The sequence below is a fragment of the Brevundimonas sp. UBA2416 genome (genome assembly GCF_002343105.1).
Classification (GTDB): Bacteria; Pseudomonadota; Alphaproteobacteria; order Caulobacterales; family Caulobacteraceae; genus Brevundimonas.
The window spans coordinates 90,195-112,812 of sequence record NZ_DDRM01000037.1 but is presented as its reverse complement, the minus strand read 5'-3'; the positions used below and the strand labels follow the sequence as shown (position 1 = coordinate 112,812).

22 protein-coding genes and 1 pseudogene are annotated in these 22,618 nt (G+C 68.9%); 7 read left to right on the top strand and 16 right to left on the bottom strand.

Translation table 11 applies throughout. The annotated features are described in order from the left end of the window. The 7 genes from B3E43_RS11945 to B3E43_RS11915 form a co-directional block, all read right to left on the bottom strand. On the bottom strand, positions 1-2,093 hold a 2,093-nt coding region (locus B3E43_RS11945), incomplete at its 3' end, for a VirB4 family type IV secretion/conjugal transfer ATPase (RefSeq protein ID WP_292029757.1). Further along, the gene (locus B3E43_RS11940) at positions 2,086-2,436 is read right to left on the bottom strand and encodes a type IV secretion system protein VirB3 (protein ID WP_292029755.1); all 351 of its coding nucleotides are present in this window, start codon (positions 2,434-2,436) and stop codon (positions 2,086-2,088) included. The genes B3E43_RS11940 and B3E43_RS11945, both read right to left, overlap by 8 nt. After that, complete coding sequence (locus tag B3E43_RS11935) at positions 2,429-2,608, bottom strand: hypothetical protein (RefSeq protein WP_292029753.1); 180 nt, start codon at positions 2,606-2,608, stop codon at positions 2,429-2,431. The genes B3E43_RS11940 and B3E43_RS11935 overlap by 8 nt, the downstream gene beginning before the upstream one ends. After that, a complete protein-coding gene (locus B3E43_RS11930; protein WP_292029749.1) occupies positions 2,608-2,910 on the bottom strand; it encodes a TrbC/VirB2 family protein in 303 nt (100 codons plus the stop codon). Before B3E43_RS11930 ends, B3E43_RS11935 begins: the two co-directional genes overlap by 1 nt. Further along, positions 2,907-3,554, bottom strand: a complete 648-nt coding sequence (locus B3E43_RS11925; RefSeq protein ID WP_292029748.1) for a lytic transglycosylase domain-containing protein — start codon at positions 3,552-3,554, stop codon at positions 2,907-2,909. Before B3E43_RS11925 ends, B3E43_RS11930 begins: the two co-directional genes overlap by 4 nt. A gap of 75 nt (positions 3,555-3,629) precedes the next feature. Continuing rightward, complete coding sequence (locus tag B3E43_RS11920) at positions 3,630-3,896, bottom strand: helix-turn-helix domain-containing protein (protein WP_292029746.1); 267 nt, start codon at positions 3,894-3,896, stop codon at positions 3,630-3,632. Positions 3,897-3,955: 59 nt separating this feature from the next. Then, the gene (locus B3E43_RS11915; RefSeq protein WP_292029744.1) at positions 3,956-4,462 is read right to left on the bottom strand and encodes a helix-turn-helix domain-containing protein; all 507 of its coding nucleotides are present in this window, start codon (positions 4,460-4,462) and stop codon (positions 3,956-3,958) included. Positions 4,463-4,713: 251 nt separating this feature from the next. On the opposite strand from B3E43_RS11915, the gene B3E43_RS11910 reads away from it, so the two are divergent. The 4 genes and pseudogenes from B3E43_RS11910 to B3E43_RS11895 all read left to right on the top strand — a co-directional run. Continuing rightward, a complete protein-coding gene (locus B3E43_RS11910; RefSeq protein ID WP_292029742.1) occupies positions 4,714-5,325 on the top strand; it encodes a GntR family transcriptional regulator in 612 nt (203 codons plus the stop codon). A gap of 72 nt (positions 5,326-5,397) precedes the next feature. After that, a complete protein-coding gene (locus B3E43_RS11905; RefSeq protein WP_292029740.1) occupies positions 5,398-5,625 on the top strand; it encodes a hypothetical protein in 228 nt (75 codons plus the stop codon). Positions 5,626-5,680: 55 nt separating this feature from the next. Next, positions 5,681-6,316 carry a lasso peptide biosynthesis B2 protein gene (locus tag B3E43_RS11900; RefSeq protein WP_292029737.1) on the top strand — a complete coding sequence of 212 codons (636 nt, stop codon included), beginning with the start codon at positions 5,681-5,683 and terminating at the stop codon, positions 6,314-6,316. Beyond that, a pseudogene (locus B3E43_RS11895) lies at positions 6,313-7,887 on the top strand (asparagine synthase-related protein); the annotation flags it as partial. The gene B3E43_RS11900 and the pseudogene B3E43_RS11895, both read left to right, overlap by 4 nt. A 15-nt stretch (positions 7,888-7,902) precedes the next feature. Here B3E43_RS11895 and B3E43_RS11890 read toward each other — a convergent pair. From B3E43_RS11890 to B3E43_RS11875, 4 genes are all read right to left on the bottom strand, one after another. Beyond that, the gene (locus B3E43_RS11890; RefSeq protein WP_292029734.1) at positions 7,903-10,425 is read right to left on the bottom strand and encodes an alpha/beta hydrolase family protein; all 2,523 of its coding nucleotides are present in this window, start codon (positions 10,423-10,425) and stop codon (positions 7,903-7,905) included. Next, on the bottom strand, positions 10,425-13,382 hold the full coding sequence (locus B3E43_RS11885; RefSeq protein ID WP_292029732.1) for a TonB-dependent receptor: 2,958 nt from the start codon (positions 13,380-13,382) through the stop codon (positions 10,425-10,427). The genes B3E43_RS11890 and B3E43_RS11885 overlap by 1 nt, the downstream gene beginning before the upstream one ends. A gap of 81 nt (positions 13,383-13,463) precedes the next feature. Then, the gene (locus B3E43_RS11880; protein WP_292029730.1) at positions 13,464-14,447 is read right to left on the bottom strand and encodes a FecR family protein; all 984 of its coding nucleotides are present in this window, start codon (positions 14,445-14,447) and stop codon (positions 13,464-13,466) included. Between the two features lie 10 nt (positions 14,448-14,457). Further along, positions 14,458-14,943, bottom strand: coding sequence for an RNA polymerase sigma factor (locus B3E43_RS11875; RefSeq protein ID WP_414631356.1), 486 nt, complete (start codon positions 14,941-14,943; stop codon positions 14,458-14,460). Positions 14,944-15,423: 480 nt separating this feature from the next. Between B3E43_RS11875 and B3E43_RS11870 the strand changes: the two genes are divergently transcribed. Beyond that, complete coding sequence (locus B3E43_RS11870; protein WP_292029726.1) at positions 15,424-15,666, top strand: helix-turn-helix transcriptional regulator; 243 nt, start codon at positions 15,424-15,426, stop codon at positions 15,664-15,666. A gap of 316 nt (positions 15,667-15,982) precedes the next feature. Here B3E43_RS11870 and B3E43_RS11865 read toward each other — a convergent pair whose 3' ends face one another. Next, complete coding sequence (locus B3E43_RS11865; RefSeq protein WP_292029724.1) at positions 15,983-16,444, bottom strand: PaaI family thioesterase; 462 nt, start codon at positions 16,442-16,444, stop codon at positions 15,983-15,985. Between the two features lie 211 nt (positions 16,445-16,655). Between B3E43_RS11865 and B3E43_RS11860 the strand changes: the two genes are divergently transcribed. Next, a complete protein-coding gene (locus tag B3E43_RS11860; RefSeq protein ID WP_292029722.1) occupies positions 16,656-17,492 on the top strand; it encodes an IclR family transcriptional regulator in 837 nt (278 codons plus the stop codon). Between the two features lie 12 nt (positions 17,493-17,504). Here B3E43_RS11860 and B3E43_RS11855 read toward each other — a convergent pair whose 3' ends face one another. Then, a complete protein-coding gene (locus B3E43_RS11855; RefSeq protein WP_292029720.1) occupies positions 17,505-17,906 on the bottom strand; it encodes a VOC family protein in 402 nt (133 codons plus the stop codon). A 182-nt stretch (positions 17,907-18,088) separates the two neighbouring features. On the opposite strand from B3E43_RS11855, the gene B3E43_RS11850 reads away from it, so the two are divergent. Further along, positions 18,089-19,423, top strand: coding sequence for an amidohydrolase family protein (locus B3E43_RS11850; protein WP_292029717.1), 1,335 nt, complete (start codon positions 18,089-18,091; stop codon positions 19,421-19,423). 51 nt (positions 19,424-19,474) lie between these two features. Here the strand turns inward: B3E43_RS11850 and B3E43_RS11845 are convergent, their stop codons facing one another. The 3 genes from B3E43_RS11845 to B3E43_RS11835 form a co-directional block, all read right to left on the bottom strand. Beyond that, on the bottom strand, positions 19,475-20,539 hold the full coding sequence (locus B3E43_RS11845; protein WP_292029715.1) for a phosphotransferase family protein: 1,065 nt from the start codon (positions 20,537-20,539) through the stop codon (positions 19,475-19,477). After that, on the bottom strand, positions 20,536-21,759 hold the full coding sequence (locus tag B3E43_RS11840) for an acyl-CoA dehydrogenase family protein (protein ID WP_349677587.1): 1,224 nt from the start codon (positions 21,757-21,759) through the stop codon (positions 20,536-20,538). Before B3E43_RS11840 ends, B3E43_RS11845 begins: the two co-directional genes overlap by 4 nt. A 99-nt stretch (positions 21,760-21,858) precedes the next feature. After that, a complete protein-coding gene (locus B3E43_RS11835) occupies positions 21,859-22,590 on the bottom strand; it encodes an SDR family NAD(P)-dependent oxidoreductase (RefSeq protein ID WP_292029711.1) in 732 nt (243 codons plus the stop codon). Positions 22,591-22,618 lie beyond the last annotated feature (28 nt).

The following is a 22,618-nucleotide window of genomic DNA, read 5'->3' as shown; positions in this document are numbered from 1 at the left end:
TTGGGCAGGAAGATCTTGGTCGCGCACTGTTCGAGGATGGCGTGGGCGATCGGCGAGCGCAGGGCGTCGGCCGGGGACTGGGTCCCGAACACCATGAAGGCGTTTTGCTTGCGCCAGGTCTTGAGCCCGTCCTGGGCCAGGTCGGTGAAGGCCGGGTCGCCCAGCACCTTCCAGAACTCGTCGATGTCCACAACCAGCCGGCGCCCGTCGACGCGTTCGGCGATGCGGTGAAACAGATAGAGGATGGCCGGGGTGCGGACCTCGTCGTGATCCAGCAGCTGGGTGATGTCGAAGCCCGCGAAGCGCGCGTCCAGGGTCAGGGCGTCCTCGTCATTGTCGAGCACCCAGCCCAGAGGTCCGCCGCGCTGCCAGCGTTCCAGCCGGGCCCCGACGCCGCCGGCGTCGCCCTGGCCGAGCAGGCTGCGCAGGGCGGCGATCGAGCGGCGTTCGCGCGGCAGGGCCTCCAGCGCCGCAATGCCCTGATCTATCGCGCGCGCCTCGGCCACGTTGAGGGTCTCGTCCGGCCGCGCGACGAGGGCGCGCACCAGCCGCACCAGAAAGGCGCGATTGGCGGGCGACGGAGCCAGGGCCTTGAAGGGGGCGAAGCCGGTCGGCTCGCCGTTGCGCAGCGCCAGATAGGTCCCGCCGCAGGCGCGCACGAACAGTTCGGCGCCGCGGTCCTTATCGATGAACAGCTGCTGGGCGTCGAACCGTTCGAGCTGGGCCAGCATGAAGTTCTGCACCACAGTCTTGCCGGAGCCGGACGGGCCGCAGATGAAGGTGTGGCCGAGATCGCCGACGTGGAAGTTGAAGTGGAAGGGCGAGCCGGCGGTGGTGCGCAGGGTCGCCACCGCCTCGCCCCAGTGGTTGCCGCGCGCCTTGCCGACCGGATGGGCGTGGAAGGGCGCAAGCGCCGCGAAATTGCGCGAGGTGATGGCCGCGGGCCGGGTGCGGCGCGCGAAATTGCCGGGGAACTGGGCCCAGAACGCCGCCTCCAGACCGAGGTCCTCGCGCGCCACGACCAGGCCGGAGTCCGCCAGGACGGCGCGGGCGCGCGACAGATGATCGGCCAGGGCCGACGGGGTGTCGCCGTGCACCAGCACCGAGGCGTGGTGTTCGCCCATGACGAACCGGTTGCTGACCAGGTCGTCGAGCGCCTCCGACAGGCCTGCGATCTGGGAGGCGGCGCGGTCGCGCGCGGAGACCATCTGGTTCTGTTTGCGCTCCATCACGGCCCGGGAGGAGGCCTTGGACAGGAAGGCGAAGGACTGGCTGGCGACGAAGTCGAACCGGGCGCTGAGCAGGGCGTCCCAAAGGCCAGGGCGGGTCGCCGCCGGATATTCCTTGATGGCCAGGACGCCGGCGTAACGGGCGTCCGAGACGTCGCGCAGTTCCAGCGTCTCGCGGCCGAAGATGGCGCGGACGGTGTAGATCGCCGATCCGAGATGGCCGTGGACGAGGGGGACGGCGGAGCGGCGGCCGGTCAGCACCAGCCGCATCACCTCCAGCGGTTCGGAGAACCACAGGCCCGACCGCTCGGACAGGCCCAGCCGCCGCGGGGCGTAACGGCCGAGGTACTGGACCAGATCGCGCCCGGCCTCCTCGAGGCGGCGAATGTGGTCGGGCAGCGCCTCGGTCCCGTCCCGCCGGGCCGATTTCAGCCGCTTCATCAGGGCAGCGGCGCGGTCTCCGGCGTCCCGGCCGGGATGCAGGACGAGGGTGACGAACAGTTCGTTGACCCGCAGCGGGCGCTCGGCGATCCGCGCGTCATAGGCCGCGCCCAGTTCGGCGGCGAAGGTCGAGCGATAGCCGCTGAATGGTAGGGGCGCGGCCTCGCGCCGGACCACATGGTGCCAGACCGCGAGACGTTCATCGGCGAGGTTGCGCCAGGCCTGGTTGAGCTTGACGTGCCAGTCGTTGAGATCGCGGGCGTCGGCGGTCTCGAAGCTGGCCCCGTCGATCTGGAACACCATCATCAGGGCGCCGCTGTCGAGCGCGACGACGTGGTCGCTGACGTGGCGGGCATAGGGCAGGTTCGGGCGCACCTCGCCCTCGCGCCGCAGCCGCGTGACGGAAACGCCGCCCTCAGCCACGGGTCAGCTCCACCGGACGATAGCGCCGCGCCAGGGGGAGGGGCGAGGCCGAGCTGCCGCCCCACAGGGCGCCGTTGCGCGCGCGGCCCTTGGTGTCGACATGGACAAGCAGCAGCCGGAAGGCGTTGTGGTCGGCCCGGCAGATGGCGCGGAACACCAGGTGCACGGCGGGGGCGACCAGCAGATAGAGCAGGCTGCCGCCGACCAGGAAGACGATGCCCGAGACGATGAGGTTGACGCCCATCGCCTCTATCGGCACCCCCATGACCATGGCCGGACGGGTGCAGGCCAGAAAAAGCGGATCCTCGATCAGCTTCTCCTCAATCAGGCGAGCCTCAGCCATGGGGCCCTCCCGGCGCGAGGCGGGCTGCGACGAAGCCGAGCAACAGTCCGGTCAGCAGGCCGGCGACGATCCGGGCGAAGCGGCCGGGAGAGATCAATCGCAGGCCCAGCATCAGTCCGGGTCCGAGGACGGCCGCGCCGGTGGTGATCAGCCAGGGGACGAACGGCTCCATCAGGCGCCGCCGGTGATCAGGTTGACGATCTCGGCGGCGCCGAAGACGACGACGATGCCCAGCACCACGATGGCCGCCCGGCGCAGGTCGAACAGGCCGAACATCCACAGGATGCCGACGACGACCACGGCGAGCACCGCCAGCAGGCGCGCGGTGTTGCCCGTCAGCATGTCGACGACGTTCTGCAGCAGGCCCTCGACATTGGCCGAGGCGAAGGCCGGCTGGACCAGGATCAGGGTGGCGGCGGCGGCGATGGCGCCGGTGGCGCAGACGCGGCGCGCGCGGGCGGGGCGAGGGGTCATCTCGGGTCTCTCCAGCTGGGTGCGGATGGCGCGAAAGCGATGGTCGCGCTAAAGCGGGCGCGGCCGAACACGTCCCAGGCCGGCGGGTCCGGCGTCCGGGCGGAAAGCGCCGGCGTCGCCGGGCGGACGACGACCGGCGCCTCGGCGGCGGCGGTGTGCGAGGCGGGTGCGGGCGGGGCGAGCGACAGGGCGACGGCGGCGCGCTCGACGCGCGCGACATAGCCGTTGCGGAAACCACGTTCGGGATGTCCGGTGTTGTAGCGCGACAGGGCGACCCGCAGCGCCGCCTGACGGTCCCCGCCCCGCGCGGGCCGGTAGCCGGCCCGCAGCACGACGCCGGCGGCGGACAGGTTGCGGCAGGGATCGAACGCCGCCTCGACCGACAGGCCGAGCCAGGCCAGGTTGGCGCTGTTGATCTGGGCCAGGCCGAGGTCGAGGTTGGCGCCCCGCGCCAGCAGGCCGCGGGCGATCCGGGCGGCGTCGGCGGCGTCGCGGGGGCGCCGGGCGGGCCGGGGGCCGCGGTTCACGCCGATGGCCAGGGGATCGAACCGGCTTTCGGTCCAGGCGATGGCGGCCATGGTCTGCGGCGCCGCCTGGGGGGCGCAGGCCTGGGACAGGGCGAGAATGAGATTGAGGTCCAGCAAGACGGGCTCCGTTCAGGGCCCCAGCAAACCCGATCCCGACCGCCGCCCGCGACCCGCGGCCGGCCCGTCGGAAATCTACGGTAGGAAGCTGCGGGACTCGGGCATCGGTCCGGTCCGGGCGGCGAGGCGGGCGACGGCCTGGATCCGGGTGCGCACGCCCAGAGTTCGGCAGGCCCGCATCAGGTGTTCGTCAACGGTGCGGCCGGAGATGCCGAGACGCTCGCCGATCGCCGCCGAGGTCAGACCCCGGGCGGCGAGGGCGAGGCACTCGCATTGCCGCGCCGACAGGGGCTCGTCGGGGGCGGGCGGCGCGGCGTGTGGGCGCAGGGACGGCGGCGTCATGACGCCAGCAGAAGGCCGAACGAAATCCACGGCCAGACCGCAGCTTTCCGGCGGGGCGTCTACGGTCGGGATTTCCCGGCGCCGCCCTCGTCCTCGCCGCCGCCCGGCGAGACGAGCCTGGCGACCCGCGTCTCGAGCCAGTCCTGGGCCGCGCTGTCGCGGCGGACCGCCTGCAGCGCCAGGTCCTTCATCGTCCGGGTGAAGGCGTTGATCAGGGTGCGGGCGTCGAGCTCGACGATGACGTCGCCGAGGGTCTCGTCGAACTCCTGCAGGGCGACGGTCAGAATGGTCATCAGCTTGTTGTCGGCGCTGCGCAGGGCGAACTGCGGCGAGCCGAGGGCCAGGGCCGCGAGGATGGCGTAGGGGTCGGAATCCGTAACCTCGGCAAAGCGATGGATGCGTTCTAGATTGATGCGCCCGCCGCCCGCCTCGAAATGTTCGTAGGACCGCAGGGCCATACCCATCGCCTCGGCGACCTCGGCGGTCTTCATGCGGCGATGGGCGCGGATCAGACGCAGGGCCGAAGACAGGGTCTCGCTCTGCGACTGACGTTCGGCGGGATCCATCGTCCGGACTCTTCCACATCCATGAGGCCGCCGGACTCATCCTTCCGTACCCCTGCTGGTTGAAAAATGGGGCAATCGCGCTTCAAATGAAAGTCGTGAAAGCCACGGGGGCGAAAGTCTTGCGCGCGTGCGCAAGAAACCTGCGCGCACCTTGCGAGAACTTGAAGAGTGTTAATGGATACACGATCACCCGCCGACCATGGGTCGCCGGACAGGTTCCGAGCCGGAGCGGCGTGGCCGGACCGGGGCCCGTGAAGGCGCGCGATCCCTATCATCTTGCGGTGGCCGCCCTGACGGATTTCGCATCCGAAGGCCGGTTCGGCTGGGGCCGGCCGCTCGTCGCCACCGCCCTGGCGACCGAACTGGGCCTCAGCCCCACGCCGGTCCGCGAAGCCCTCGCCCGACTTTCCGGCGAGGGCGTGCTGGAGCACCGACCCGGCCACGGCTATTTCGCGCCGAGCCCGACGGCGTCGGACATCGCCGATCTCTATGAACTGCACTGGCGGCTGGCCGGATGGGCCATCGAGCGGATTCCGCCGGGCGCGCGGCCGCCACGCCTTGAGGCGTCGCCTCGCCCCCGGATCGAGGCCTTCTACGACAACCTGCTGGCCTGGGCGGGCAATGATGTGCTCGACCGGGTCTACCGCCGCACGGCGCTTCAGCTGCGTCCGGTCCGACGGGTCGAACGCCTTGTCGATCCGATCGCCGACGAAGCGGTCGCGCACCAGGAGGAACTCTTTCTCGAAGGCCGGATGAGCGATCTCAGGCCGGCGATCGACGCCTACCATCGGAACCGGATCGCGGCCGCCCAGTCCGTGTTTTCAGTCATGCGGCGGTCGGCGGAAAGTATAGAACGAATATAGTTTGAAAATAGAACCTGGCGGGCGCGGACTGGCGCGACGGGGCGATGGGCCCCGTTGACAGGAGGTTACGTCATGAAGACCGCGACCACGCCGCACCTGATCGGTCTGGGCTCCGCCCGGACCGCCACCCGTGCGGACGCCACCGAAGGCGACATGGAGCAGATTCCGGTGCGACTCTATGAGAGCGCCGGCGTTCGCGCCGATCTCGTCCGGCTCGGCTCGGCCGAACAGGCCACCCGCGCCGATTCCACCACCGGGGATTTCGAACAGATCCCGGTGCGGCTCTGGCAGCAGGGCTGACGGCGGGGGCGCCGGCTTCGCGCCGGCGCCCCTCGTCTGTCCGACCGCTTCGGCGATGACCCTGTATCTCCGACCTGACGTCCACGCCGTCGCCATCGGCGAGGATCTCGCCCTGCTCGACCTCGCGCGGGACGCCTATCTTTGCCTGCCCGACGGCGCCGCCGCCCTGGAGCCCTGCGCCCGGGACTCGCTACGGCAGGGGGCCGTGGCCGACGCCCTGCAGGCCGGGGGCCTGCTGGGTCCGGAGCCGCCGGCCCCGCGGCCGGCCCCGCCGCCACTTCCGACGCGGACCCTCATTCATCAGCCCCTGTCCTGCGCCGTATCGGCCCGAGGTCTCGCCGCGGCGCTCGCCGTGCCGGCGGACATCCGTTGCGCCCGCCGGGGCGAGGGGCTGGTCGCCTGGCTGGCGCTCGCCGAGGCCCGCCGTCCCCTGTCGCGCGATGCGGAGGCGGTAGAGGCGGCGGCGCGGCAGTTCTGGACGATCGGCGCCTGGTTGCCGGTCGAGGGCGAATGTCTCGTGCGCTCCGCCATGCTGGTCGCCTTCCTGCGCCGCATGGGACTCGCGGCGGACTGGGTGTTCGGGGTCCGGCTCTGGCCCTTCGCCGCCCATTGCTGGGTGCAGCTCGACGACGTCTGTCTCAACGACGACGTCGAGCGGCTGTGGCCCTATACGCCGCTGTACCGCCGATGACGGGCCCGGGACCCGCAGACCATGGCTATCTGATCCTTGACCAGCGGGATCTCGGCGAGGCGTCCCGCGCGCCGGTCGAGGCCGCGATCGCGGACCTGGTGCGCAAGGGGTGGCGCGCCTCGCACGCGGTCGAGGACCTGCAAGTCCTGCTCGGTCCGCGCGCGCGTCTCAGGGTCCGCCAGGTCGGCCGCCGTCATGTCCTGATCGGCGACTGGCGTGGGCCCAGGCCGCTGTCGACCCTTGTGGCCGTCAACAGTCGACCGGCGGACCTTGCCCGGGCGGTCGTCGGCGCCGGCTGGGGGCGCTACATCCTCGCCTGGCGCGACGACGAGGGCCGTCTCGCTCTGCTGCGCGATCCCACCGGCGCTGTCGACTGCGTCTGGTGGCGCCACGGCGGGGCCGTGCTGGCGGTCGCGGAGCCGCCGCGCGAGCTCGATCCGCTCCTGCCCGCGGACCTGGCCATCGAATGGACCGTGCTGCGCGAGATCGCCGAGGCCCCCGAGCTGCTCGGCGACCGCCTGGCGCTGACGGGGCTGACCGCGGTCAATCCCGGGACGCTCGCCCTGATCGCCGGGGACCAGGCGTCCATACCGGTGTGGCGGCCCTCGACCTTCTGCCGGGCGGGCGCCGGGTGGGACGAAAGCCTCGCCGGCCTGGCCGGGGTGGTGGATGAAACGGTCGCCGACCTGGTCGATCCGCACCGCCGGGTCGTCGCCGAACTCTCCGGCGGACTGGATTCGGCCATCGTCGCCGGCAGTCTGGCCGCGACCGGCCGGGCCGGGCAGGCCCGGTTCCTCAACTTCCATGGCGACTGGCGCGAAGGCGACGAGCGGCCCTGGGCCGAGGCCGTCGCCCACAGGCTGAAGCTCGACCTCGCCACGGTCCGCAAGCCGGTCGAGGCCATCACCCTGCGTCAGCTGCGCCCCCTGGGCGAGAGCGTGCGTCCGGCGCTCCAAGGCGTCGATGTCACCTATGACGGCGAGGTCGCCGCGCGCATGCGCAGGGGCCGGGCCACGGCCCTGCTGACCGGGCAGGGCGGGGACGCTGTCTTCTTCCAGGCGCCCGATCCCGCGGTGGCGGCCGACCGCTTCCGGCGCGAAGGGCCGGCCGGCCTCTCGCCGGCCTTCCTCGCCGCCGTGGGGCGCTGGACCCGTCATTCGGCCTGGACGGTGCTCGGTTGCGCCCTGGGACTGCGCGCCACCGGACCCCGGCCCGCGTCCGGGCGGCGGCATCCGTGGCTGGAAGACATCGAGGATCTGCCGCCGGCCAAGACCGGACAGCTGCGCCAGTTCGTCAACGCCCAGCTGTTCTGGGGCGACTGCCTTCGCGCCCGCGCCGGGGATCTGCTTCATCCCCTGCTGAGCCAGCCGGTGGTCGAGCATTGCCTCGCCATTCCCGCCGACCGGCTGATCGCGGGCGTGCGCGATCGCGGTCTGGCGCGCCGGGCCTTCGCCGATCGCTTGCCGCCGATGCTGATCGAACGCCGCAACAAGGGCGATCTCAGCTGCTTCTACGGCCATGTCACCCGGGCCAGTCTCGCGACCCTGAGGCCGCTGCTGCTCAACGGGCTTCAGGTCGACCAGGGGCTATTGGACGGCAAGGCCCTGGAGCGGGACCTGGCAGAGGATCGCCTGATTGTCGGGCCGGGCTACAACCGGTTGCTGGTCGGCGCCGTCCTGGAGGTCTGGGCGCAGCACTGGGAGGGGCGGATCGCCGATGTTCGCCGGACCCAGATAGCGGTCCAGCCAGGCGAGGATTCGGGCGTGGAGGTCGCGCAGGTTGGCCGGGCTGACGAAAACATGGCCTTCGCCCGCATAGGTCACGAGATCGGCCTCGCGTCCCAGCCGGTAAAGCGCCCCGAACAGGACATCGCCGCCGGCCGGGTCGAGGTCGCCCTCGATCAGCAGGACGGGGGTGCGGATCCGGTCGGCGAAATAGACCGGACTGTTGTCGACATAGGCCTCGGGTCGCGCCGGTAGACTGGCGCCGATCGCGCCCTGACCGCTCTCGGCCCAGCCCGCGAGGGCGTTGATCGGCACCCCGTCGTCGGGGGAGACCAGGAAATGCGGCGTCAAAGCATAGACCCGAGAGAGGTCGGCGTATCCGGCCGAGGCGATCACGGCGCGGAAGCGCTCGCTTTGCGCCGCGGCCAGCAGGGCGGCGTGTCCGCCATAGCTGTGTCCGACCAAGGCCACGCGGGCGGGGTCGACCGCCGCCTGTCGCGCCGCCTGGTCGACGATGGCGTCGATCCGTGCGGCCAGATCGTCGAGGCCCGTCCCGCCGGCGGCGGGGCGCGGTAGGGAGGGCACAAGCACGGCGTAGCCGTGGGCGGCCAGGACGGCGGGATTGATGTGCCGCCGCTCCCCGCCTGGCCGAAGCCAGAAGGGCGAAACGGGGTAGGCGGCGCCGGGGTAGAGGACCACCGCCACGGGGGCCCTCCCGCCGTCGGGGTCTGGCGGCGGAAGCAGCAGCCAGCTGGTCAGGACCTGGCCCCCCGGCCCGGGGTGGGTGACGGCTTCGATCCGACCCCAGGCCAGCGGGTCGAGCGCGAGGTTGAGCGCGGCGAGCGGATGGTCGCCGTTCGGATCGCGCCGCAGCAGGCGGGTCGATCCCGTCGCCGAAAGGCTCTGCACGACCACGAACCGCGCGTCCGGGCTGGCGGCGACGAGGGTCTCGTCCGGGCCCAGGGGCGGCAGGCAGGCACCGGATCGCGACGCGCCGAGGCGGGTGAGGCATCCGGCCCGAAGCAGAACGCCCGGCGCCGGGCCGACCGCGGTCGGGTTGGTTCGCGCCCGACCGCCGCCGTCGGCGGCGCGCTCGGCGCTCTGCAGTCGCCCGCGGAGGCCCGGAGCGTCGGCGGACGCATCGAGCCGGTAAAGGCCGTCGCTGCGTTCGATCCAGGCGTGATCGCCAGCCTGCAGCAGGCGTTCCGACGGCTCGTGGACCGGGACGGTCAAGGGGATCGGCGCGGCGCGACGCCATGCCCGGGCGTCGTCTGACGTCCGGACCTGGACGAGGGGCGCTTCGCCGTCCCAGCCCGCCCGCACGAAGGGCATGCCGTCGGCCTGTTCGCCGACCCAGGGGCGGGCGTCGCCGAGCGGCACGGACCGGGCCGGGTCGGCGCGGGAGACGCGCCAGAAGCGGCCGTCGCCCCATGACCCGCCGGGCGTCCGGCCGAAGACCAGCACGGACCGCCCGTCCGGCGACCAGCTCAGCAGATGCGACAGGAAATCCTGATCGGGCAGGGGCTCGTCCACTTGCCGGCTTTCAATGTCGACCATCAACAGCCGCCTGCGTCGCGCCGGCGTCCCGACCCGCACCGGGGCGTCGCCGCTCGCCTGCAGGTCTTCGGCGTCGGCCAGCATGACAATCGCCGCGCCATTCGGGGACAGTTCGAAGTCGAACAGCGCCCCGGTGGCGAGCTCGGTCTGGGCGCCCGTGACGAGATCGAGGCGGAGCAGGCGCGCCGGCGCGGCAGGTTCGCGGTCGCTGCGATGCGCGCCGCTGGGAATCGAGACCGCGGAGGGCGCGTGACCCGACTCGAACCGGCGCCACAGCGCCGCCTTGCGCACCTGGGTCTGGCCGCCGAGACGGAACACCAGCGGAAGATCGTCGGGCGCCCGCGCGATCACGACCACCTCCGTCGCCGAGCGCCAGGCGACCGTGCGGCCGAGGCCCGTGTACTCCGGGGTCAGGGCGAACCACCGGGTCTCGCCGGTCGCCAGGGTCAGCACCCCGAGGCGCCAGCTCGTTTCGGTCAGCCGGAAGACCAGCATCCGTTCGCCATCGGGGGAGAAGGGCCCGGAGACATAGCCGGTCGCGTGGCCAGGGTCGGAAATGACCTGCGGCGGCGCGCCGGATGTCGTGTCGTGTATCTCCAGACCGCTCAGCAGATGGGTGGTCATCAGCCCGAAGCGGTAGCTGGCCGCCGACGACCAGGCGGCGCGGCGTTCGACGACGATCCAGCGGCCCCCAGGGCCGATCCGGACCTGGCCGAGACTTTCCTGACCCAGCACGGCCTCGATGGTGACCGGCCGCGGCGTCTCGCCCACGGCCGGGCTGGCCGCCGTCCCGAGGACGGCGGCCAGCAGCAGACAGACCGGACGCATCACCAGGTCCGGGTCAGCTGCACGGCGATGAACCGGCCGATGACGCTGGTGTTGGCCGCGTCGTAACCGATGCCTTCGGGCGCGTCGTAGAAGGGCGGATCGCGATCGAACAGGTTCTGCACCGTCAGGGCGACCGCAGACCCCTGGAAGGGGCCGGTCTCCGGCGCATAGCGGATCTGGGCGTCTGCCGTGGTCCAGGAGCCGATGCGCGACCCGGCGAGGTCGCGATAGGAATCGACATAGTGCAGCGAGGCCGAGGCGCTCCAGGGACCTCGCGCCCAGCCCAGGGAGCCGCGGCCCCGCAGACCGACCGGATAGTTGGGGCGGTCGCGCAGCGACTGGGGCGAGGCGTCCGGGGTCGTCCAGCTGTCGAACCGGGCCAGATACGACAGCGTCAGTCCGAGGTCGAAGGCATCGGGACCGAAATCGAAGGCGTAGCGGGCGTTTGCGTCGATCCCCTCCACCTCGACACGGGCGGCGTTGACGTAGCGGGCGTCGACGATCGCCCCGTAGGACGTGGCCGGGTAGGCGTCGCGAAAATTGGTGGTCGGCAGGTCGAGAACGGCCTGGACGGCGGCCCGGTCATCCGCGTTGTTGAGCGGATCGACGATGCGGACAAAGGCCGACAGGGCGGGATCGGACAGGGCCGTCAGGATGTTCTCGAAGGTCGGCTGGCCGATCCGGTTGTCGAACTCCGTGCGAAACCAGTTGAAGCCGAGCTTGAGCCCGGGAAGGGTCTGTGGCGCATAGTCGGCGCCCACCGTCCAGGTGTCGGCCTCTTCCGGCTTGAGGTCGGGATTGCCGCCGTACAGGATCATCGAAAGGACCTGCTGGGCGCCGCGCGGAAGGAAGGTCGGGCTCTGTCGCGCGGCGTCGTTCAGCTCGCGCAGCGCCGGAGCGCGGAAAGAGGCGCCGTAGTTGCCCCGCACGACGAGTTCCGTCGTGGGCTCCCAGACGAGTCCGATCTTCGGACTGGTGGTTTCGCCGATGTCCTCATAATTTTCGAACCGGGCCGCCAGCGACAGCTCGAGCCGCTCGAAGCCGGGACGGCGGTTGTCGGGGCCGAACAACGGCACGCGCAGTTCGCCGAAGACGGCCGAGACCTGGCGGCTGGTGTCGGTCGCCACGCCCGTCGTCGGCGTAAGGCCGCTGCTGAAGCTGTCGTTGCGCCGCCAGAAGGTCTCCTCCCGGAACGCGAGGCCGGCGGCGAGCCGGATATCGCCGCCGGGCAGGGCGAACAGCGGACCGTCGAGCTGCAGGTTGGCCGAACTGACCCCGGTTTCCGCCTGGCTGTGCGTCCAGCCGGAACTGATGAAGGCCAGGACGGCGAGCGAACTGACGCCGCCGCCGCCGAACGGGTTGAAGAAGCCGTCGCGCGCGGCGCTGTAGGGCGTCGCGGGATTGTCGGCGATTGCGCCCAGGGCTTCGCGCAGGAAGGTCGAGTTCAGGGCGCCGAAGGTCTCGTTGTCGGTCCGTTCGGAGGCATGGGCGACATAGGCGTCCAGGGTCCAATCGCCGGACAGGTCGATCCGGGCGCCGACAGAGGCGCCGAAGCTCTCGGCCTCGCCGCGGATGCCGGGATTGGGCAGGTCGTTCTCGAACGAATAGGCGATGGTGTGGGAGGCGGTCCCGGTGGGGGAGGCGAAATACGGATGGCCGCCGTTGACGGTGAGCAGGGTGGCCGTCGGCGCCGAGACGGTCTCGTAGCGACGCTGGCCGTAGCGCGCGTCGGCGCTGAGTTCGAGGCGCGATCCCAGGTCCTGGCGCAGCGCCGTGAACAGGCTGTGGCGCGTCTGGCGCGGCAGGACGTTCATCCCGCGCCGGTGGTTGCTGAGGTTGGTCTGGCCGGCGAGGAAGTCGCCAGGGTCCAGATCCGTGCCGTCCTGGCCGAGCGGAATGGCGTGGGTCGAGACATAGCCGCCCGCCACCGGGTCGAAGACCACCAGATTGCCGGGCGCGGCGTAGTTGAGCCGGCGGTCCGATCCTCCGCGCCAGCGCAGGTCCGCGTCGCCCGCAAGCCGCCGGGCCGAGACCGGCAAGGCCCCGCGGTCGTAAAATTCATAGGTCCCCATCAGACTGCCGGAAGACCAACGCCGGCCGAGGGTCTGACCGAGCTGGACTTCGTCGCTGGCCCCGTCGGCGGTCGCGCCGAGCCGCAGACGGGTTTCCGCCCCGTCGTAGTCGTCGCGCAGGATGATGTTGACGACGCCGCCCACCGCGTCGGCGCCATACAGGGCCGAGGCCCCGTCGAGCAGGACGTCGATACGGGCGATGGCGCTCGTGGGAATTGTGGAGACGTCGGCGAAGTCCCCCATGGCGCCGGTTCCGGCCATGCGCCGGCCATTGAGCAGCACCAGGGTCGCGTCGCTGCCAAGACCGCGCAGATTGACGCCGGAGGCGAAACTGCCGTTGGTCGCGGTGCGGTCCGCGCCGTTCTGCAGCGCGCCTTCATTGGCCGTGCCCCCGAAATTCTGCGGCAGGGCGGCGAGGGCCTGGGCGACGGTGGCGTGGCCGGCCCGATCGATGTCGTCCCGGCTGATCATCACCACGGGCGAGGGTCCGTCAGCCACGCCGCGGATCAGGCTGCCCGTCACCACGACGTCGTCCAGCTCGGCCGGTTCCTCCGGAATCGCCGCCCGGGCGGCGGGATCGTAGAGGACGAAGACGTTGGGGCGCGAACGCCGGTGGGCGAGACCGGTCTCGCGCAACAGGGCCGCCAGGGCGCCGTCCGGGGCGTGTTCGCCGCTCAGCCCAGGTGATCGTCGACCCGCGACAAGGGCGGCGGGATACAGGATCTGTACGCCGCTCTGGCGGGCGAAAGCGGTCAGGGCCGCGTCGAGCGGTCCGGCCGCGATCTCATAGCGCCGCACCGGTTCGGCGGTCTGCGCCATGACCGGCGACGCCGAAGCCAGCATCAGCGCCGAGAGCGCCGTTGAACCCAATCCTCTGTGCATCATGTCCCCCTCTGGTTACCCGCGAAAGCGCGGGCCGGGGAAGAGACGCTGTGACGGTCGGGCGACCCTAAGTCGGTGGGCGGATTATTTTGGCGGGGACGAACCCGACAGGATCACCGTGCCGTCCGCCCGACGTTCGGCGGCGACCGGATAGAGATCCTCGAGAGCGGCGACGAAGCCGTCGACATCGCCGGCGTCGAAGGCGCCACTAACCGCTATGTCGGCGATATTCGGCGCCTGGAGCTCCACCTTGCGCGCGCTGTACCGGTTGACCTCCGCCACGGCCGTCCGGATGGGCATGCCTTCGAAGACGAGCCGGCCGGTGGTCCAGCTGGTCGCGCGCGCGGCGTCGACCGGCGTGACCTCGGGACGGCCGACGGTGGTGACGACCTGTTCGCCGGGCTTCAGGGTCCAGTCGCCGCGGGGCGCGCGCTGATCGCCGACCTTGACGCGTCCCTCGACCAGGACCACGCGGGCGCCGTCGCCGACCCGCCGCACCTCGAAGCGGGTGCCGATCGCCGTGACCCGGGTGTCGCCCGCCGCGACGACGAAGGGACGGTTCGGGTCTCCCTTGACGTCAAACAGGGCCTGCCCCCGCACCAGGATGACCGACCGCAGACCGGAGTCCAGCCGGACCTGGACGCGGGTGTCCGTGTCCAGGGTCAGCCGTGACCCGTCTTCAAGCTGGATGGTCCGCAATTCGCCGACCTCCGTCGCATAGGCGAGCGGACGGTTGACCATCCACATCCCCGCCGCGGCCACGACGATGAGGGCGGCGGCGAGACCGGCGAAGGGTTTGAGCAGGCCCGAGGCGGAGACCCGCGCCCGCGCGGGACGCGTCCGGCCCAGGGCCTCGGTCGTCAGCGCGGCGATGTCGGCGTCGCCGGCAAGCTCGCGGCTCGACTCCCAGACGGAATCCACCCGCTCGTAAGCCTGGGCGTTGTCGGGGTCCCGCCGCCAGGCGCTGAACGCCTTGACGTCGTTCGTCGACACCCGGCGCTGGCTCAGCCGGGCGAACCAGGCGGCGGCTTCCCGCCGCCGGATGTCGAGGTCGTCGTCGACCGTCATCATACCCTGCCTAATCGTCCAGTCGCGCCACGCAGTGCTCAAGCGCCTTCGACATCCGCCATTCGACGGTCTTGACGTTGAGCCCGCGCGCGGCGGCGATCTCCGCATAGGTCATACCGCCAAAGCGGCTCAGGACGAAGACGTCCCGGTAAAGGGGCGGCATGGTCAGCACGATCTGCTTCAGGAGCAGCTGGTCCGCCTGGGACGCGGCCTCGGCGAGCGCCGGAGGTTCGGCCGCCGGGGATTGGCGCCTGGCGCGCCGGCTATCGTCCCTCACGAGATTCATGGCGATCCGTAGCAGGAAGGCTCGTGGGTGGCGGATGTCGCCGATACGGTAGGGCGCGGCGCGCAGATAGGTGTCCTGCACCACATCGGCGGCGCGATCCGGATCGACGTGGGCCCTGAGACGGCCATCGAGCCAGCCCGCATAGCGGCGATAGAGGCTGTTCAGCCCCTCCGCCGCTTCCGGGTCCAGCTGCCTGGTGTCGGTCAACACGCCTCTCCGTCCGGGGGCAGAACCGGAATCCTCAGGCGCGAGGGCTCGGCGTCGACCATGCGCAGGCGTGCGCAGGATCGGACCGCCGCTGGCGACAGGCGCGCCGGGCGCGCGTCGTTGTGTTTGACTTCGCACAGGGGATTCCAGGCCCCTGCCGGCGCAAGCGCCGACGCCCCACCATGAATCAAACGGAATCGCGACGCAAGGCGGAGGGGTCGGGCGTTGGAATCCTCTGCGAAAACGAGGCCCGCTACTTCAGCGCGCAGCGCCGCCTCCGCCTTGGGGCGAACCCCGGCTCCGGCTGCGCGCCTGTCTCACGGCGCCCGACCCGACGCCTATAGGAGCCGCACCGCCCCGGTTCAACCCGCCGGGCGGAGCAGCCCGCCGCAATAATTCTGCGGCCCGCCCGCAAAACATCGACGTTGCCGAGGTCGGGCGGCCGCGGCTACGCAAGGAGGCCTGACAACCTGCGGTGTGAGTATGGACGCGCTGTCAACCGAATCCGATCCGGCGAAGCCCGAGGTCTCCCTCAGTCCCAGGGAACAGGAATGTCTGCACTGGACGAGCCTGGGAAAGAGTTCCGCCGACATCGGGACGATTCTCTCGCTGTCGCCGCGCACGGTCGACAGCTACCTCGAAAAGGCCTGCGCCAAATTCCGCGTCCGGACCCGCATCGAGGCGGTGGCCGTCGCGGTTCGGCAAGGGATCATCGACCCCGGTTAGGGGAGGGGGCGGGCCAGGAACTTCTGTGAGGAAGCCCGGCGTTTCGCCACCGATCGCTGCCGACGCTCGCGCGTCCCCTGGCTCTCAATCGGCGCCTATCGTTCCCGGAGCCCGCCGACCCTCATTCTAGACGGTTCAAACGTCTTTCGGCGAGAGGAGAAGGGTTGACCGTCGTTCGACACTGATACGACGACCGGGTTGTCTGGCGGCAACGCGTCGCGGCTTGGCCTTGAGAGGCTTCTAGCCACATCAATGCGGATCTCATCGATGCTGTCGTGGTCCAGATGCATCGGCCGGCAGAACTTCCCCGGCCAGGCTATCCGATCTGACTACGGCGGTACTCTGCCAGGCGGTGCTCGTGACGATCAAAATGGTCGGGACGCCGTTCAATCCAGACGCCTTCCGCAGTTGCAAGCTCAAGGTCGTCGCCCTGCAGGCGCAGTTCGCCCGTCACGGTCCAGCGCCGTCCTTCGTTTGACTGGATGCGAACCTTCAGTTCCAGCGGAGTCTCGACAGGGACCGGGGCCTTATAGCTTATCGTAAGGGTGGCGGTGACTGTGCGGCGACCGGTATGGGTCAGAAAACGGCCCATAACATCGTCGAACGCCGCGGCCGTCCAACCTCCGTGCGCCACTTGGGGCCCGCCCTCAAAAGTCTCCGGACACCTGAGACTGACCAGCGCCTCCGTTGGGCCCAAGGCGACAATCTCGTCGGCGCCGAATCGGCACAGCGATCCACGCGCGTCGCAGGCCCTGCAAAGGGCGACCCGGTTCAGCATCCATTGGTCTCCAGCACCCCGAGAACCGACACAGTATGGAGACCTTGCTCTTCGCGCCAGCACACAGAAGCAGCATACGCGAACAAGCCTCCGCGAACGGCTAGGCCGATTTCGGTCCGCAGACACAACGATTTCCGGTAGTGTTTGAAGGGCGTCGCCTGCTAATCAGAGCAACGCTTGCGGCGGCGCCGCATGGATTGACAGGGTGCGCATGGCGCGATCAGCAGCAGGAAAAGCCCCGCGTATTGGTGCCGGGGGCGTCGCGAGCGCGGACACGGTGACGTCGGGTGAGGCGACCGAGAAGATTGTGATCGTCAAGCCGGCGGCCAATGCGATCCGCATCCTCAAATACCTGGTCGAAGCGGGTGGGCCGACCCGGTCGGTGACCATTTCACGAAGCCTGGGTCTCAACGCGAGCACCTGCTTCAACATACTGCGCACCCTGGTGCTGGAAGACGTGGTCGAGTTCGATCCGGTCGGTAAGACCTATTCGGTCGGGATGGGCCTGACGACGCTGGTCGGAAACCTGCTCACGGAAGGGCAGCGGGTCGCGGCAGCGACACCACAAATGCGAGACATCGCGGCACGATTTAACATCACGGTGACCCTGTGGAAGCGGCTGGGGTCGGACAAAATCGTCCTGGTCAAGAGTGTGCCGAGCCCTGCCAATGTCCGCATCGAAATGGCGGAGGGCCAACGGCTACCGATCCTGATGGCCGCGACCGGACGGGTGATGGCGCCCCATCTGGGATGGTCTCGCAAGGAGTTGAAGGCGGCGTTCAAGGCTCTACGCTGGCAGACGCCACTGTCTTTCGAAGACTATTGGGAACAGGTCGAGGCCGCTGAACGGCGCGGCTGGGCCAGTGATCAGGGCTATTTCACCAAGGGCGTACAAACGATCGCAGCTCCGGTCTTCGATCGCGCCGGGGAGGTGGCCTTCACTGTCGTCGGCGTCATGCTGTTGGGTCAGTATGAGGACAGTGCGCTCGAAGCAATCGGAGCCGCCCTTCGAGACGCGAGCGAACGGCTGACGTCCGCTTTGACCTGAGCTACCTTGTAGCTACCGGCCGGTCAGCCCTCCGTGGTCTTTCCAGTCTATTGGCGGGGTCTCTTCAGGTGCGAAATCCAGTTCGACATCAACACCGTTGGGATCCTGCAGGAACATCTGCCATTGACTGAACGGGCGTGGCGTTCGGATGACGCGGTAAGTTAGCCCGGCCCGGACAATATCGGCCGCAACCGCCTGGAAGTCGTGGGCGAAGAAGGCCATGTGATCCAGCGCGCCACGTCTTGGCTCGGGCATCGTCTTCGTCTCGACCAGATGAAGAACGGGGTGCACCCCAATATAGAGCCAGGCGCCGCCGACGCCGAAATCGGGGCGCGGTCCGACCGTGAGCCCCAACATCCCGTAGAAGGCGACGGTATCGTCCAGCCTGTCCGTCACGACTGTGAAGTGGTCCATTCGGCGGATCATGGTGTCGCACCGAAGGTCAGAGGGGGAAGGGGCATTTTCATGTCGCAGGCCTTGGCGATGGACGAGCGTGTTATTCTTGATATAGAACTATATTCTGAAAGGCGAGGCTGTTTGGGGCCGAACGCCTGTGGGGTCGGCTCCAGTTCCGCCCCGGACGAGGAGGATTGCCCATGAACGTCGATGACATGATCCTGGTGAGTGTGGACGACCACGTGATCGAGCCTCCTGGGGCTTTCACTCCCCACTGGCCCAAGCATCTCAAGGGCCGGGAACCTCATATCGAGCAGCGCGACGGTCGCGACGTATGGATGTTCGAGGAAAAGGCCGCGGGCTACATGGGCCTGAACTCCGTCGTCGGTCGCCCGAAGGAAGAGTACGGCATGGAGCCGCTCAACTACGAGCAGATGCGACGCGGGACCTGGGACATCAAGGCGCGCGTCGAGGATATGGATGCCAATGGCATCCTGGGTTCAATCTGTTTTCCAACCTTTCCGGGCTTCGCGGGCGCCCGGTTCCAAACCGTCTCAAGGCAGGACCCCGAGGTCGCCCTGGCTGCAATCCGGGCGTACAACGACTGGCATGTCCACGACTGGGCCGGCGCAGCGCCGGGCCGGTTTATCCCTCTGATGCTCACGCCGTTCTGGGACATGCAGGCCGCGGTGGCGGAGGTGGAGCGGATGGCCCGGCTGGGCGTTCACGCCCTCTCCTTCTCCGACAATCCGGCTTTGTCGGGTTGGCCCTCGATCCACGACTCGTACTGGGATCCACTATGGAAGGTCTGTGCTGACAACCAGGTTGTCATCTGTTGCCACATCGGCACCGGCGCTTCGGCCCAACATGCCTCGGATTTGTCACCGATCGACGCCTGGATCACTTCGATGCCGATCTCGATCGCCAACTCGGCGGCCGACTGGATCTGGGGTCCGATGTGGAAGAAATTCCCCACACTGAAGATGGCTCTCTCGGAGGGCGGCATCGGCTGGATTCCGTACCTGCTCGAACGCGCCGATTTTACGCACGGCCACCACAGCGCCTGGACCAACTCGAACTTCGGGCCGGGAAAGATGCCGAGCGACATCTACAAGAAGCACATCATCAGTTGCTTCATCGAGGACAAGTTCGGTTTGGCCAATCTCGACTACATCGGCGAGGACATGGTCATGTACGAATGCGACTATCCGCACTCTGACTCGGTCTGGCCGAATTCGGCCGAAAAGTTGTGGGGCGACGTGAAGCATCTTTCACGCGAGACGATCGACAAGATCACCCACGTCAATGCGATGCGCGAGTTCTCCTATGACCCGTTTTCGGTGCTCAAGAAGGAAGACTGCACCGTGGGCGCGCTGAAGGCGGCGGCGGCGGCCGTGCCGGTGCACACCGATCCGCTGCTGAACCTGGGCGGCGCGGCCCCCACGCGCGAGGCCGGCAAGCCGGTTACCTCAGGCGACATCAACAAGATGTTCGAGAACGCCTCGGCGGAATCGACCGTATCGGGCCGCCGCTAGACCGCACCTGAAACTTGAAGCGCCCGCAGGATCAGGCCTCTGCGGGCGTTTTCATGTCCGCTTGTTTCCGATCCAGCGCCCGGCGCGGCCGAGCAGGCGAACTGCGTTGCCATGTAACCGCATGCCGATATCCATCGGGGCCTTGCCGGCGCAGGCGCGGGCGTAGGAGCCCTCCAGGATCAGGGCCAGCTTGTAGCAGGCGAAGACCCGGTACCAGTTCAGGTTCGACAGGTCCGCGCCGGTCAGCCGGCCATAAACTTCGACCAGCTCCTCGGCCTCGGGGAAGCCTTCCCATGGCTGGACGACGATGGTCGTTTGGCTCATGTCGCCTCCTGGGCCAGGCCAGGTTGCCAACAGCCAACCGAGATCGACGAGCGGATCGCCGATGGTCGACAGTTCCCAGTCGATGACGGCCTCAAGCTCCGGGGCATCCTGACGGAACAGCACGTTCTTGAGGTGAAAATCCCCATGCATCAGGCCGGGACGAAAGGTCGCCGGGCGGTGCAGTTCCAGCCAGTCGCCGATCGCATGGACATCGGGCAGACCCTCGACGCCGGGCCAGCCCTCGAACTCGCCATAGCTGTCGAGTTGTTTCATCCAGCGGCGCGCCTGACGTTCGAGGAAGCCGTCGGGCTTGCCGAAATCGCCCAGGCCGACGGCTTCGTAGTCGATCAGGGCGATGCGGGAGAGGCCCTCGATCACCGACTGTCCCATGGCGTGACGGGCAGCGGGTGATCCGGCATGCAGCGGCGGCATGTCGACCGCCGCGTTAAAGCCGTCAAGCGGCTCCATCAAATAGAAGGCCGCGCCGATCACGGAGGCATCGCCGCAGGCGGCGATGAGCCCTGCATGAGGCACGTCCGAATCCTTCAGCGCCTTCAGTACCCGGGCCTCACGCCGCATGGTGTCGCTGCCGTCGTGTCGCGGGTTCAGCGGCGGACGGCGCAGGACATACTCGCGACCGCTTCGCTTGAAGCGCAGCAGCACGTTCTGTGAGCCCCCTGTCAACTGCACGACATCGATGATTGGGCCTGAACCCAGGTCCTGACCGTCCATCCAGTTCGCCAGGTCTTCGAGATCGACTAGTTCCAGCCCGTGTGGGCGATCAATGGTCACGCGACCGCCGCCTTCAGGCCAGCCTCGTCACCGGAGAGGCCGTATTTGGCTAGGGCGGCCGCGCGTCGTGCAGGGACATGATAATCGGGAAAGAGCCCTTGTGAGTGCGATCGGCCGCGCAGCAGCTGCTTGGCCAAGGTCACTTTGTGAATATCGGTGGGACCGTCGGCGAGGCCGACCTGGAATGAGTCCAGCACCATCGAGGCCAGCGGCGTCTCGTTCGACAAACCCAAGCATCCGTGGACGTAGACGGCGCGCGCGGCGATGTCGTGCAAGACCTTGGGCATGGCCGCCTTCACAGCCGAGATGTCGCCGCGGACCTTGTTGTAGTCCTTCTCCCGATCGATCTTCCAGGCGGTGCGCAGGACCAGCAGGCGGAACTGCTCCAGCTCGATCCAGCTGTCGGCGATCTTCTCCTGAACCATCTGCTTGTTGGCGAGTGGCTCGTTGCGGGTGACGCGCGACAGGGCGCGGTCGCAGAGCATATCGAAGGCCTGGCGCGCCTTGCCGATGGTGCGCATGGCATGGTGGATACGTCCGCCCCAGAGCCGCACCTGAGCCACGACGAAGCCGTCGCCCTGGCCGCCCAGCATGTGATCCAGAGGCACGGCAACGTCGGTGAAGCGCAGATAGGCGTGACCCGGGTCGCGATCGCCGTAGCCGACGTTGCGAACGATCTCGAGGCCAGGCGTGCCCTTGGGAACGATGAAGACCGAAAGCCGACGATGTGGTGGCGCGTCTGGATCGGTCACGGCCATTACCAGGAAGAAGCTGGCATAACGGGCGTTGGTGGCGAACCATTTTTCGCCGTTAAGCACCCACCGGTCGCCTTCCAGCACGGCGCGAGCGGAAAAGGTCGTGGGGTCCGCGCCGCCCTGAGGCTCCGTCATCGAGAAGCAGGAGACGATGTCGTTGGCCAGCAGGGGCTTCAGGTACTGCGCCTTCTGGGCCTCAGTCCCATAGACGGCGAGGATCTCGGCATTTCCCGAGTCCGGGGCCTGACACCCAAACACGGTCGGGGCGAAGACCGAGCGGCCAAGAATCTCGTTCATCAGAGCCAGCTTGACCTGACCGTAGCCGGGGCCGCCGAGTTCGGGGCCGAGGTGGCAGGCCCAGAGGCCGCGATCCTTGACCTGCTGTTGCAGCGGCCGGATGAACTGGCGATTCAGGGGGTGATCGACGTCGAAAGGGCTTTGCAGCAGCAGGTCCAACGGCTCCACCTCGTCGCGGACGAAGGCATCGATCCAGGCCAGTTGTTCGGCGAAATCGGGGTCGGTCTCGAATTCCCAGGCCATCGGCATTTCCGTTCGTTCTGATTGTCAGGACAGGGTTCGGCCGCCATCGACGACGATGGTCTCGCCGACGATGTAGGCGGCGAGCGGTGAGGCGAGAAACAGCGCCACGCCGGCGATTTCTTCCGGGCGCCCAAGGCGGTTCAGCGGGATGCCCTTGAGGCGTTCTTGCAGGCGGGTGGGGTCGGAGGTCGTGACTTCGGTCATCTTCGTAGCGATCAGGCCGGGGGCTATGCCATTGACGCGGATACTGCGACCGGCCCACGCGTCGCCGAGGGCGCGAGTCAGGTGGATGGCGCCGGCCTTCGACGCTGAATAGGCGGGGTTGCCGCGTGCGGCCCGGAGTCCACCGACCGAACTGATGATGATCAGGCTCCCGCCGTGGGCCTCGAGCGCCGGCGCCAGCTTCTGTGCGCATGCCATCAGGCTGTTCAGGTTGACCTCGACAACTTGCCGAAACGCCTCGATCTCGAATTCTTGGCGACGGTACAGGACCGCGCCTTGGGACAGGATCACCACGTCCAGGACGTTGAAGGGCGGGACCCAGGCCTCAACCGCGCCGGGGACGGCTGCATCAAGGCTCGAAAAGGCGAAAGGCTCGAGCGCCTTGGCGCCGTCGCCATAGGCAGTCTTGGTCGCGCGGGTGCCTGTGACGGCGACTTCGGCGCCCCGCGCTGCAAACATCTGGGCGCAGGCCAGACCAATGCCGCTCGATCCGCCGACGACGAGGACGTTCCGGCCGGTGAAGTCGAGGTCCAAGGGGGGTGACCTAAAGCAAAAGAATGAA

Bases quoted from the DNA above. Each gene is read 5' to 3' on its own strand.
- B3E43_RS11940 (WP_292029755.1), bottom strand. From the start codon at position 2,436: ATGGCTGAGGCTCGCCTGATTGAGGAGAAGCTGATCGAGGATCCGCTT.
- B3E43_RS11935 (WP_292029753.1), bottom strand. From the start codon at position 2,608: ATGGAGCCGTTCGTCCCCTGGCTGATCACCACCGGCGCGGCCGTCCTC.
- B3E43_RS11930 (WP_292029749.1), bottom strand. From the start codon at position 2,910: ATGACCCCTCGCCCCGCCCGCGCGCGCCGCGTCTGCGCCACCGGCGCC.
- B3E43_RS11920 (WP_292029746.1), bottom strand. From the start codon at position 3,896: ATGACGCCGCCGTCCCTGCGCCCACACGCCGCGCCGCCCGCCCCCGAC.
- B3E43_RS11915 (WP_292029744.1), bottom strand. From the start codon at position 4,462: ATGGATCCCGCCGAACGTCAGTCGCAGAGCGAGACCCTGTCTTCGGCC.
- B3E43_RS11905 (WP_292029740.1), top strand. From the start codon at position 5,398: ATGAAGACCGCGACCACGCCGCACCTGATCGGTCTGGGCTCCGCCCGG.
- B3E43_RS11900 (WP_292029737.1), top strand. From the start codon at position 5,681: ATGACCCTGTATCTCCGACCTGACGTCCACGCCGTCGCCATCGGCGAG.
- B3E43_RS11890 (WP_292029734.1), bottom strand. From the start codon at position 10,425: ATGCGTCCGGTCTGTCTGCTGCTGGCCGCCGTCCTCGGGACGGCGGCC.
- B3E43_RS11885 (WP_292029732.1), bottom strand. From the start codon at position 13,382: ATGATGCACAGAGGATTGGGTTCAACGGCGCTCTCGGCGCTGATGCTG.
- B3E43_RS11880 (WP_292029730.1), bottom strand. From the start codon at position 14,447: ATGACGGTCGACGACGACCTCGACATCCGGCGGCGGGAAGCCGCCGCC.
- B3E43_RS11870 (WP_292029726.1), top strand. From the start codon at position 15,424: ATGGACGCGCTGTCAACCGAATCCGATCCGGCGAAGCCCGAGGTCTCC.
- B3E43_RS11865 (WP_292029724.1), bottom strand. From the start codon at position 16,444: ATGCTGAACCGGGTCGCCCTTTGCAGGGCCTGCGACGCGCGTGGATCG.
- B3E43_RS11860 (WP_292029722.1), top strand. From the start codon at position 16,656: ATGGCGCGATCAGCAGCAGGAAAAGCCCCGCGTATTGGTGCCGGGGGC.
- B3E43_RS11855 (WP_292029720.1), bottom strand. From the start codon at position 17,906: ATGGACCACTTCACAGTCGTGACGGACAGGCTGGACGATACCGTCGCC.
- B3E43_RS11850 (WP_292029717.1), top strand. From the start codon at position 18,089: ATGAACGTCGATGACATGATCCTGGTGAGTGTGGACGACCACGTGATC.